At 37.5% G+C, this 11823-nt stretch carries 10 protein-coding genes; 8 read left to right on the forward strand and 2 right to left on the reverse strand.

All coding sequences use genetic code 11. The features are described from left to right. The first annotated feature begins 4 nt into the window (after nt 1-4). The 7 genes from GJU43_RS00855 (at nt 5) to GJU43_RS00885 (ending at nt 8465) form a co-directional block, all read left to right on the forward strand. Nucleotides 5-325, forward strand: a complete 321-nt coding sequence (locus GJU43_RS00855) for an NTF2 fold immunity protein (RefSeq protein WP_154338974.1) — start codon at nt 5-7, stop codon at nt 323-325. A gap of 236 nt (nt 326-561) precedes the next feature. Then, the gene (metH, locus tag GJU43_RS00860; protein ID WP_154338975.1) at nt 562-3237 is read left to right on the forward strand and encodes a methionine synthase; all 2676 of its coding nucleotides are present in this window, start codon (nt 562-564) and stop codon (nt 3235-3237) included. A 124-nt stretch (nt 3238-3361) separates the two neighbouring features. Beyond that, nucleotides 3362-3718 carry a four helix bundle protein gene (locus tag GJU43_RS00865; RefSeq protein WP_154338976.1) on the forward strand — a complete coding sequence of 119 codons (357 nt, stop codon included), beginning with the start codon at nt 3362-3364 and terminating at the stop codon, nt 3716-3718. Nucleotides 3719-3866: 148 nt separating this feature from the next. After that, on the forward strand, nt 3867-4823 hold the full coding sequence (gene metF, locus GJU43_RS00870; protein ID WP_127337827.1) for a methylenetetrahydrofolate reductase [NAD(P)H]: 957 nt from the start codon (nt 3867-3869) through the stop codon (nt 4821-4823). A gap of 159 nt (nt 4824-4982) precedes the next feature. Further along, entirely contained in the window at nt 4983-5636 is a 654-nt protein-coding gene (locus GJU43_RS00875; protein ID WP_154338977.1) for a class I SAM-dependent methyltransferase, read from the forward strand. Nucleotides 5637-5736: 100 nt separating this feature from the next. Continuing rightward, nucleotides 5737-6960 carry a dicarboxylate/amino acid:cation symporter gene (locus GJU43_RS00880; RefSeq protein WP_154338978.1) on the forward strand — a complete coding sequence of 408 codons (1224 nt, stop codon included), beginning with the start codon at nt 5737-5739 and terminating at the stop codon, nt 6958-6960. 95 nt (nt 6961-7055) lie between these two features. Next, nucleotides 7056-8465, forward strand: coding sequence for a pyridoxal-dependent decarboxylase (locus GJU43_RS00885; protein ID WP_154338979.1), 1410 nt, complete (start codon nt 7056-7058; stop codon nt 8463-8465). Nucleotides 8466-8563: 98 nt separating this feature from the next. Here the strand turns inward: GJU43_RS00885 and gldA are convergent, their stop codons facing one another. Next, entirely contained in the window at nt 8564-9460 is an 897-nt protein-coding gene (gene gldA, locus GJU43_RS00890; protein ID WP_154338980.1) for a gliding motility-associated ABC transporter ATP-binding subunit GldA, read from the reverse strand. A gap of 144 nt (nt 9461-9604) precedes the next feature. Between gldA and GJU43_RS00895 the strand changes: the two genes are divergently transcribed. Further along, entirely contained in the window at nt 9605-10186 is a 582-nt protein-coding gene (locus GJU43_RS00895; protein ID WP_154338981.1) for an outer membrane beta-barrel protein, read from the forward strand. Between the two features lie 330 nt (nt 10187-10516). On the opposite strand, the gene GJU43_RS00900 is transcribed toward GJU43_RS00895, so the two are convergent. Beyond that, nucleotides 10517-11668, reverse strand: a complete 1152-nt coding sequence (locus tag GJU43_RS00900; RefSeq protein WP_154338982.1) for a hypothetical protein — start codon at nt 11666-11668, stop codon at nt 10517-10519. Nucleotides 11669-11823 lie beyond the last annotated feature (155 nt).

Below are 11823 nucleotides of genomic sequence, written 5' to 3' on the forward strand. Positions count from 1 at the left end.
AAATATGAAGAAGATTTTGTTTCTGATTAGCTTGATGCTTGTAGGCTGTAATTACACAACAAATACAGTTTTTAAGAAAAGGATTAAATGTGAAGATTGTTTAGTTACAAAAGAAGAAACGGCAGTCGGAATAGCGGAACCGATTTTATTTGAATCATATGGTAAAGATCAAATAGAAGATCAAAGACCTTATACAGTAACAATAGAAAATGATTCTATTTGGCATATTGAAGGGACTTTTAATAGCATTGGTTTTGGAGGTGTGTTTGATATTAAAATCTCAGCAAAAAATGGTAAGGTTCTTTATATGATGCATGGAAAGTAAAAAGATAATTGAAAAACAAAATAACATAAATGTCTTTTGAAACCAAATTTGCGTGAGGGATAGAAGTGGATAGCCCACAGCCTGACGAAGGAAGTGCGAGGACTAGGAACGGATAGCCCGACCCGGAGGGACACGCCCAAATTAATATAAAAGATTACTGGTTTAAACGCCTAAAAAAATATAGAATAAAAAACTTAGAACCTTAGTATCTCAGGATCTTAGTAACTTTAAAAGAAATGACAGAAAACAGAAGAGACCTTGTATTAGCAGGATTAGAACCGTTAATTATTACGCCCGAAAGTGTTTTTGTAAACATTGGCGAGCGTACGAATGTAACAGGTTCCAGAAAATTCCTTCGTTTAATCAAGGAAGAGAAATATGACGAGGCGCTTGATATTGCAAGACAGCAGGTAGAAGGAGGAGCACAAATCATCGATATTAATATGGATGAAGGAATGCTGGATGGCGTTCAGGCAATGACTAAATTTTTGAATTTGATTGCATCCGAACCTGATATTTCGAGAGTGCCGATTATGATCGACAGTTCGAAATGGGAAATCATCGAGGCAGGTTTAAAAGTAGTACAGGGAAAAAGTGTTGTCAACTCGATTTCGTTGAAAGAAGGCGAAGAAGCCTTTATTCACCACGCCAAATTAATCAAACGTTACGGAGCGGCCGCCATTATCATGGCATTCGACGAAGTAGGCCAGGCCGATAATTTCGAACGAAGAGTCGAAATTTGCCAGCGTTCGTATGATATTCTGGTTAATAAAGTTGGTTTCCCTCCACAGGATATTATTTTCGATTTGAACATTTTCCCCGTTGCCACCGGAATGGAAGAACACCGCCTGAATGCGCTGGATTTTTTCAGAGGTACAAAATGGGTTCGCGAAAACCTGCCACACGCCCACATTAGTGGTGGAGTCAGTAACGTTTCGTTTTCTTTCAGAGGAAATGATACCGTTCGTGAAGCCATGCACTCGGTGTTTCTATACCACGCCATCCAGAACGGAATGACAATGGGAATCGTGAATCCGGAAATGCTTTCGATTTACGATGATATTCCAAAAGACTTACTGGAACATGTTGAAGACGTAATTCTGAACAGACGCGATGACGCAACGGAACGACTTTTAGATTTTGCCGAGAATGTAAAAGGCGAAGTAAAATCAGATGAAAAAGCGATTCAGGAATGGCGTTTAGGAACCGTTCAGGAACGTATCACGCATTCCCTGGTAAAAGGAGTTGATGCTTTTATAGAGATTGATGTCGAAGAAGCACGTTTAGCAGCCACAAAACCAATTGAAGTGATCGAAATCAATTTGATGACGGGAATGAATGTGGTTGGAGATTTATTCGGAAGCGGAAAAATGTTCCTGCCTCAGGTAGTGAAATCGGCACGTGTAATGAAAAAAGCCGTGGCGTATTTGTTGCCTTTTATTGAAGCCAGCAAACAAGCCGGCGATAAACAAGGAAACGGAAAAATCCTGATGGCTACCGTAAAAGGTGATGTGCACGATATTGGTAAAAATATTGTTTCGGTAGTTTTGGCCTGTAACAATTACGAGATTGTAGATCTTGGGGTTATGGTGCCTCCGGAAAAAATTATTGCTGCGGCGATTGAGCACAATGTAGACATTATCGGATTAAGCGGACTGATCACACCTTCGCTTGATGAAATGGTGTATCTGGCCAAAGAATTAGACAAACAAGGAATTAAAATCCCGATTATGATTGGTGGTGCAACGACTTCGCGCGCACATACCGCCGTGAAAATCGCTCCGCAATACAGAGAAACTGTAATCCACGTCAACGATGCTTCCAGAGCCGTTACCGTTGCAGGAAATCTGTTAGATCATAACCGTAAAATATATGCAAGTGATATTCGGGCAGAATATGATGCGTTTAGGGAAACATTTTTAAATCGTTCGAGAGATAAAAATTTCCTGACGATTGAACAGGCCCGTAAAAATAAATTACAACTGGACTGGGACGAATATACGCCAACCAAACCAAAAGTAATTGGCAAACAAATTATTGAAGTCGAATTGGATGTTTTGGTTCCGTATATTGACTGGACTCCATTTTTCAGAACCTGGGAATTGTTCGGAAAATATCCGGCGATTTTAACCGATGAGGTTGTAGGAACAGAAGCAACTTCTCTTTTTGCAGATGCCCAGGCCATGTTAAAAGTGATTCTGGCAGAGAAAAAACTATCCGCCAAAGGAATTTACGGTATTTTCCCGGCGAACCAGATTGATGATGACGATATCGAATTGCGTGATGAAAACGGAAAAGTACTGGAAAAATTCCTAACACTTCGTCAACAGTCACAAAAAACAAAAGGAGCACCAAATATCGCGTTGTCTGATTTTATTCTGCCAAAAGATTCCGGAATTACAGATTATATCGGCGCTTTTTGTGTCACAACAGGTTTTGGTGTAGACGAATGGGCAGCCGAATTTGAAAAGGACCTTGACGACTACAATTCGATTATGGTAAAAGCATTAGCGGATCGTTTTGCTGAAGCTTTCGCGGAATATTTACACGAAAAAGTACGTCAGGATTTCTGGGGTTATGATGCAGAAGAATCACTTTCGACAGAAGATCTAATCGAGGAAAATTATAAAGGAATCCGACCGGCACCAGGCTATCCGGCATGTCCTGATCACCTGGAGAAACCAACAATCTGGAAACTTCTGAATGTAGCCGAAGAAATTGGAGTAACCTTAACGGAAAGCATGGCCATGTGGCCGGCATCATCTGTATCAGGTTATTATTTCGGAAACCCAAAAAGCAAGTACTTCGGACTCGGAAAAATAAAAGAAGATCAGGTGGTCGATTACGCCAAACGACGTAATGTACCCACAGATTATGCAATGAAATGGTTAAACCCTAATATAGCAGATTAAAAATAGTTGATGGTTGATGGTTTTTGGTTGATAGATTTGAGGATCTACAAACTTTCAACTATAATTGATTGTAGTTTTAGCATATAAATCAAAACTATCAAACATCAACAAACAACTAATAAAAATGGAATACAGTAAATTGGGAGTTTGGCTGGAAGCGCGAAAATTGGTGAATTTATTATATGATTCATCTAAACTATTTCCAAAAGAAGAATTGTTTGCATTGACTAATCAAATGAGAAGGGCAGCAATTTCAATACCTTCAAATATCGCTGAAGGGTGCGGACGACAAACATCAAAAGAAACAATACACTTTCTTCATATTTCAAGAGGGTCATTGTATGAATTAGAAACCCAGTATTATTTAGCATTGGATCAAAGATATATTGATGAAAGCAACTTTAATATTGCACTTGAACAGATTCAAACTTGTAAAAAGTTATTAAACGGGTTTATTAACTATTATAAAAAATTAATATAGCTGAGGTTGCTATTTTTCAGTTGCAAAATGAGCCAACAACCATCAACCAACAACTATTGACCATAAATTATTGATTTACGTTTTTTGATTCAGATTTTTTACACAATTCAAACTCAAAACTCATAATTCATAACTCATAACTCTACTAATGAAAGTAACAGAACATATAGAAAACGCCAAAGGAAATACATTATTTTCATTTGAAATTATTCCGCCTCAAAAGGGGAAAAGCATTCAGGAATTATACGATAATATCGATCCGTTGATGGAGTTTAAACCACCGTTTATTGATGTAACCACTTCACGCGAAGAATATATTTACATCGACAAAGGAAACGGTCTTTTAGATAAAAAACTGACTCGTATGCGTCCGGGAACACTTGGAATCTGCGCTTCTATAAAACATAAATACAACGTAGATACTGTACCTCACGTACTCTGCGGAGGTTTTACCAAAGAAGAAACAGAATATCTTCTGGTGGATTGTAATTACCTGGGAATTGATAATATCATGGCTTTGCGTGGTGACGCCATGAAAGACGAACAATATTTTATCCCAAAAGCAGGAGGGAATGATTACGCGATCGATCTGGTAAAACAAATCAGTTTACTGAATCAGGGAAAATACCTGCACGAAGTAATGGATATCGACAACAAAGCTGATTTCTGTATTGGCGTTGCCGGTTATCCGGAGAAACATTTAGAATCGCCATCGCTTCAGTCGGATTTAAAAAGGCTGAAAGAAAAAGTAGATGCAGGAGCAGATTATGTGGTCACGCAAATGTTTTTCGACAATACAAAATATTTTGAATTTGTAGCAAAAGCCAGAGAAATGGGAATTACGGTGCCGATCATTCCGGGAATCAAACCTATCGCTGTGAAAAGGCATTTACAGATTCTGCCACAGATTTTCCGAATAGATTTACCCGAAGATTTGATTCATGAAGTTGATAAATGCAAAGATAACGCAGAGATAAAACAAGTCGGAATTGAGTGGGCCATTCAGCAGTCGTTAGAATTAAAAGCGGCGGGAGTTCCGGTATTGCATTATTATTCAATGGGAAAATCAGAGAATATCCGTCAGATTGCGAGTCGTATTTTTTAAGTTCATTGCAAGGAAAGAAGCAATCTCATAAAGCATCTCTGTAGTGCTTATTTTAGTGCGGTTGCTTCGTTCCTCGCAATGACCAAACAGATTGGAATTTGGACCCGGGCGATAGCGAATTGGCGAAGCAATTTTTTATTTGGAATTTAAATTAAGTTTATGAAAAAAGAAGAATTACAGGCAATCGCGGCACAACTAAAACATCCAACAGGAGAAAAAGGTATTGAGATGGCGAACATGATGCATGAAACCAACATCAACATGACGCGCCATTCCATTCAGAACTTAAATATTGCAGCAGAAAACAAAATTCTGGAACTCGGTCACGGAAATGCCGGGCATGTAGAATTTGTAATGCAGCAAGCTGAAAAATTAACCTATTACGGACTCGAAATGTCTGAATTAATGTTTCAGGAGGCGCGCCAGATCAATAGAAATTTGGTCTCTCAAAAACAGGCTTTCTTTTCGCTTTATGATGGAAATGCAATTCCGTTTCAGGATTCGTTTTTTGATAAAATTTTCACCGTAAACACTATTTATTTTTGGCAGGAACCTGAAAAATTTCTCATTGAAATCTACAGGATTTTAAAGGCAGATGGAAATTTCTGCTTAACATTTGCGGAGGAAAGTTTCATGAAGCACCTTCCGTTTACAGCATACGAATTTACCCTTTACAGCACAGAAACAGCAAAGCAGTTAATCGAAAAAACAGCTTTTAAAATTGTTTACACAGAAACCTTAACCGAAAAAGTAAAAAGCAAAACCGGCGAATTCATGGACAGGGCTTTTACCACTATCGTTTTGGAAAAATAAGAAAAAAACGACTTATTCGTTTTAGTGCTCTTTTTTTAAGTAATTTAATTGATTTTTTAGTTCACGTTTCTAATCCGGAATCCAATACTCTTTTAAAATTATGGAAGTTAAAAAAATCAATTTTCTACAAAGCTACAGCAGCATTTTATTACTTCTGGGCGGTATTATAATCGGAAGCATCCTCGGGTTAATTTTTAAAGACAAAGTTGAGGTTATAAAACCTCTTGGGGATATATTCCTAAACTTGCTGTTTACCGCTATCATTCCGCTTATTTTCTTTACCATTGCTTCTTCTGTTGCCAATTTGGAACAGACAGAAAAACTGGGCAGGCTTTTCATGATTATGATTGCGGTTTTTTTAAGCACCATCCTGATTTCAGCACTTGTTATGATTGTGGCAGTTTATCTTTTTCCGATTCATCAGAGTATTATCATTTCCAAAGTTCCACTGGAAAATATTCAATCCGGAAGTATTGGGGAGCAAATTGCACAATTGCTTACAGTAAATGATTTCTTTGAATTATTATCGCGAAAAAGTATGCTGGCATTGATTATTTTCTCTTTTCTTATCGGATTTGCAAGCTTGCAGTCGGGGGAAAAAGGAAGTGCTTTCAGAAGTTTTCTCGATTCTGGAAATGAAGTCATGAAACAGCTTTTGACCATGATTATGAAATTGGCTCCGATAGGGTTGGGCGCTTATTTTGCTTATCAGGTTGGAGTTTTCGGGCCGCAGTTATTCGGACTTTATGCTAAACCACTGGGCGTTTATTATGCCGCCTGTGTTTTTTATTTCTTCGTGTTTTTTAGTTTGTACGCTTTAGTCGCCGGAGGAAAAAGAGCTTTTATAGTTTTCTGGAGCAATAATATTACGCCTTCTTTAACAGCAGTAGGAACCTGTAGCAGCATTGCAACAATTCCGGCAAATCTTGAGGCAGCCGAAAAAATGAGCATACCCAAACATATCAGAAACCTCGTTATTCCGCTGGGAGGGCCTTTGCATAAAGACGGTTCGAGTATGTCCTCTATCTTAAAAATAACCTTTCTTTTTGCCATGTTTGGAAAAGATTTCACTTCACCCTCCACCATACTTCTGGCATTGGGCATTACTGTGATCGTTTCGATTGTAGAAGGCGGAATTCCAAATGGAGGTTATATAGGAGAAGTTTTAGCCATTACCGTTTACGGATTGCCAATGGAACAGGCTTTGCCGGTCGCCATGATTTTAGGAACTCTGGTTGACCCCATTGCCACTTTATTAAATGCCAATGGCGATGTAATTTCTTCTATGATGGTTGCCCGGTTTTCTGAAAAAACGAAATGGTAGCCTAAAGTTATTCTTATCCGGTTAAATAAAAAAAATCCGCTTTATCTGCAAAATCTGCGGGAAACAAAATTAAAAATACAGCTAACAAAATAAAAATGAATGCAATACTTCAACAAGATCTAAACGACTTCGAAAATATCTTAGAAAAAACAAAACAGCAGGGAATTGGTTTTTTGAATAATTTGGAAAACATTCCAACATCAAATAAAAACACAATTGATCCAACACGCGATTTAAACGAGTTAGGCCTTGGTTCAATAGAAGCCTTAAGAGAATTTAACGAGCGAATGGCACCCTTAATGGTTGCTTCTCCAGGGCCAAGATACCTGGGATTTGTGACCGGAGGATCAACACCGGCATCGATTGTAGGAGATTGGCTGGCTTCTGTTTATGACCAGAACACACAGGCGATAAAAGCACAAGGCGGAGTTTCAGCACTGATTGAATTTGAAACGATTCATCTGTTGTTGCAATTGTTTGATCTGCCCAAAACATTTTTAGGAGGATTTGTAACAGGAGCCACGATGTCCAATTTTACCTGCCTCGGAATTGCAAGACAATGGTTTGGAGCTCAGTTTGGAAAAGATTTTGCTAAGAACGGAATTTCGGAACCCCTGAATATTTTGACGGCTACACCGCACTCTTCGGCTGTAAAATCATTAGCGATGCTGGGAATTGGAAGTCAGAATTACAGCGTCATAAAAACTATAGAAGGAAATCGGGAGGCTATAGATACTATTGATTTAGAAGAAAAAATAAAAACCTTAAACGGAAAACCGTTTATTTTAATCTCAAGTGCAGGAACAGTAAACACAGCTGATTTTGATGATTTTAAAGCGATTTCGCTACTAAAAGAAAAGTATAATTTCTGGTGGCATATTGATGCTGCTTTTGGAGGCTTTGCAGCAGTGTCTGATAAATTTAAACATTTGACGGAAGGCTGGGAAAATGCAGACAGCATCACTATAGATTGTCATAAATGGCTGAATGTACCGTATGAAAGTGCTTTTTATCTGGTAAAAAAGGATCATGTGAATTTACAAATCGAAACGTTCCAGAACTCAAATGCACCTTATCTGGGAAATCCGTTGGAGAATTTTAATTATTTGAATGTATTGCCTGAAAATTCAAGACGCCTTAGAGCTTTGCCGGTTTGGTTTTCTTTACTGGCTTATGGGAAAGAAGGTTTTTGTGATATTGTAGAAAACAGTGTTCACATGGCCTTGCATTTTGGAAATGCGCTTATTGAAGCAGATCACTTTGAGCTTCTGGCACCGATTCGCCTTAATAACGTTTGCTTTACTTTGAAAGGCGATCACAATCAGGAAAATGTAAGTCGGTTTTTGACTGCTTTAAATGATGGCGGAAAAGTGTTTATGACACCAACAGTCTATCAGAACAGAAAAGGAATTCGTGCCTCATTTGTTAATTGGAGAACTTCTGAAAAAGATATTAAAATTATAATCGAAGAAATGGAAGAAATTTTTTCGAAGCTGGATTTATAAATAAGAAGGAAATAATTTAAAAAAGAAGCCCGGTTTATTTTAAACCGGGCTTCTTTTTAATCACTATTAAGACTCATACTGAGACTGAGACTGTAAACTTATTTAGTAATCTCCCTAAACACCGCTTCCAGGTTTTTATTTTTCTGATTCAGTTGTAGTGTTTTTAATCCGTTGGCGTTCGCGAAATCAAAAATCATCGGACGCATGTCTTTTTCAGTAACGAAAGTAAGCTCCCAGGTCATATCATGAATGTTTCTATAAGAACTGATATTTTCCATTCGGGACAGCAATTGTTCTTCTATCTGATAATCGAATTCTACTTCAATAACTTGTTCTTTATTTTCAGAAATTAACTTATCTAATTTTTTATCGGCCACGATTTGCCCTTTGTCAATAATTATGACACGATCGCAGATGGCTTCCACTTCCTGCATGATGTGAGTTGACAGGAAAACGGTCTTATCTTTCCCCACATTTTTAATTACATTTCGAATTTCCATTAACTGATTCGGGTCCAGGCCGGTAGTCGGTTCGTCCAGAATCAAAACGTCTGGATTGTGCAGCAAAGCATTGGCCAGTCCAACACGCTGACGGTATCCTTTAGACAGTTGTCCGATCTTTTTATGACTTTCAGCTGACAGTCCTGTCAGTTGGATTACCTCTTCAATTCTTGATTTTTCAACATGGTAAACATCGGCATTAAATGCCAAATACTCACGAACATACAAATCCAGATATAGCGGATTATGCTCCGGTAAATACCCGATCGAAAGTTGTACGGCTTTAGTGTCTGTCATGACATCATGACCATTTACAAGGGCTGAGCCGCTATCAGCAAGCAAATAAGTAGTCAAAATTTTCATCAAAGTTGATTTTCCGGCACCATTCGGACCCAGAAATCCAACGATTTCACCTTTCTCAATTTTAAATGAAATTTCATTAAGGGCTTTTTGCGCTCCGTAACTTTTTGATATACTGTTTACTTCTATCGACATAACTTTTTATTTACTGCAAAAGTAAACAGAAATAGCTTTGATTACTAGAAATTGTCTTTCAAAGAACTCTTAAATAAAATATAAATTCTCCCGTAGCACGGCATTGTTATTGTTAAAGCATTGCTAAAATTAAAATAAAACAAAATGAAAAAAATTCTAGTGATGGCTGCATTGGCTATCTGCAGTTTTGCAAATGCTCAAAAAGGAACAATTTTAGTAGGTGGTAATATCGGATACACTTCTGAGAAAGCAGAATACCAATTTGGCGAAGATAAAACAAGTACCTTTAGTTTTTCTCCAAAAGTAGGGTACCAATTTCATGATAACTGGACTGTTGGGGGTGAATTTACAGTAGCTTCATCAAATGATGACAACGGTACAAGAGAAATTAAAGATAATGGTTTCAAAGCAGGTGCATTTGTTCGTTACTCAGTGCCATTGAGCCAGACTTTCTCTATTTTTGCAGATATGGGTGCTGGTTTTCAAAATGTAAAATCTAAAGTATACGGTCCTGGAAATGCTTTCTCAAAATCTAAAGCAGACGGAATGTATGTTGGAGTAACTCCGGCTCTTTTCATTAACATGAAAAAAGGTTTTGGTTTAAACTTCAGTATTGGTGGTTTAGGATACGAAACATTAAGTTATGATAATAACGGTCCTGATGTTAGTAGTTTTTACTTCAACTTTGGACAAACATTTAACATTGGAGTTTCTAAAAACTTCTAATCTTAAATCGATTGTTATTCAGAATAAAAGCACTCCACTGGAGTGCTTTTATTGTTTTTAGGATAGAATATTTTGAAAATAAGGTTTTTCGGGCTAGCCCCGATAGAAGCGGCATCCTGTTGTGGCGGCGTTCGCCACAAGAGATACAGCGGATAGCGGGACTGAGGTTGTTTTGAATACTGTAAATTTCTGCTTCAAAAAAACGTAACGGGCGTGAGTCAGCTCTTGAAAATAAGTTTCTTAAAAAAAATAATGCCAACAGAAGTGAAGTCGAAACAAATCATAACTACAATATTTTTGACTCCACCGTAGACACTAAAAAAACAAAAATTATCTTCCGGCTTTTGTTCCAAAAGGGCATCTTTTTATAAGATATTTTAAGGTGGACAGATAGGAATCGATACTGCTTCCAAAGGATGTTCTGGCTTTTGAATATATATTAATTCCCTGATCGTTAAAAAAGTTCAAATCAATCTCTGTGTTATAGTCGGTAGTAATAGTGGAGTTATTACTACTAAAGGCTGAACCGGAAGATTTCGTTTTTTCCTCTTTCTTTTCTCTGACGGATTTACGACCATTGTGTGTGTAATAATTATTATCGGAATAATAGTAGGAGCCATATTGTGGAATAGACGCTACACGGGCATCTACAATTTCTCCGTTTTCATAACGGGTTTGGGTTTTTACATGCCCAAAATCATTGGTGATTGTTTCGGTTACTTTATCTCTGTCGCTGTCATACGAAAATTGATAAGATCCCTGAGGAAGAGCATATGGATTTACATATCCGTATTGAATTTCAGGCTTAACAACGACAGGCCTTGAACCTGTTTCTTTAACTTTATCCTCCTGATAAGTTGTCCAGTCACTTGCGGCAGTTGAAGTCCCTACATTGCTCACATTGGCGACACCGTATACTACATATTCAACACTTAACAGTAAAGCTATTTCTTTGGGAGTTTTGGAAAGCAGTTTCGAAGGAGTAATTCCCGCTTTATTCAACATGGTATTGGTGGTAATCGGATCCTGAATTTGGATCCTGATTGTATTTTCTTTCAGTGAATTGTAACAATTGCTTTGTAATTTTAAGGTCATGCCTTCTGCGTCGATGGTATTATCGTTTGTGATATAATTAAAAGGCAACACGGCTATCTTGCCTTTTCTGTCTTTTGCAGTACTGAGATACAACAATTCTAAATCTTTAGTAGAATGGTTTACTATTTCTTTGCGGCCGCTGCTGAACTGAATTTCATTTATAGATTCTTTTTTCAAGGCATATTCACTGGTCTCGCCTTTATGCAAAAAACGCACAATATTCTCATCTATTGCTAAAATTTTGCCTTCTTTGACTTCTCCGTCCAGCATTATTATTTTATCAGTTTGTGCTTTTAGGGTGCTGTTTTTTTGGCCTGATACAAAGATTGCATGGGTAACCAAAATCAAAAGAAAAAGTACTCTTTTATTTAAAATGTATGTTTTCATAAAGTGGCTGGTTTTATAACTTTTTCAATCATTAGATTTCTTACAAAAGTATAAACATGTTTTGCGAAGTAGAATCTCTATGTAATAACTGGTACTGTTTCTGAAACAAATAACATTCTTTCATTACTACAGCGAATTTGCTTCCACACAAAATG

This window comes from Flavobacterium sp. LC2016-23 (assembly GCF_009674775.1).
Taxonomy (GTDB): Bacteria; Bacteroidota; Bacteroidia; order Flavobacteriales; family Flavobacteriaceae; genus Flavobacterium.

Excerpts from the sequence above, each read along its gene's own strand:
- metF (WP_127337827.1), top strand. The coding sequence starts at position 3,867 with ATGAAAGTAACAGAACATATAGAAAACGCCAAAGGAAATACATTATTT.
- GJU43_RS00900 (WP_154338982.1), bottom strand. The coding sequence starts at position 11,668 with ATGAAAACATACATTTTAAATAAAAGAGTACTTTTTCTTTTGATTTTG.
- gldA (WP_154338980.1), bottom strand. The coding sequence starts at position 9,460 with ATGTCGATAGAAGTAAACAGTATATCAAAAAGTTACGGAGCGCAAAAA.
- GJU43_RS00865 (WP_154338976.1), top strand. The coding sequence starts at position 3,362 with ATGGAATACAGTAAATTGGGAGTTTGGCTGGAAGCGCGAAAATTGGTG.
- GJU43_RS00880 (WP_154338978.1), top strand. The coding sequence starts at position 5,737 with ATGGAAGTTAAAAAAATCAATTTTCTACAAAGCTACAGCAGCATTTTA.
- GJU43_RS00885 (WP_154338979.1), top strand. The coding sequence starts at position 7,056 with ATGAATGCAATACTTCAACAAGATCTAAACGACTTCGAAAATATCTTA.
- GJU43_RS00895 (WP_154338981.1), top strand. The coding sequence starts at position 9,605 with ATGAAAAAAATTCTAGTGATGGCTGCATTGGCTATCTGCAGTTTTGCA.
- metH (WP_154338975.1), top strand. The coding sequence starts at position 562 with ATGACAGAAAACAGAAGAGACCTTGTATTAGCAGGATTAGAACCGTTA.
- GJU43_RS00875 (WP_154338977.1), top strand. The coding sequence starts at position 4,983 with ATGAAAAAAGAAGAATTACAGGCAATCGCGGCACAACTAAAACATCCA.
- GJU43_RS00855 (WP_154338974.1), top strand. The coding sequence starts at position 5 with ATGAAGAAGATTTTGTTTCTGATTAGCTTGATGCTTGTAGGCTGTAAT.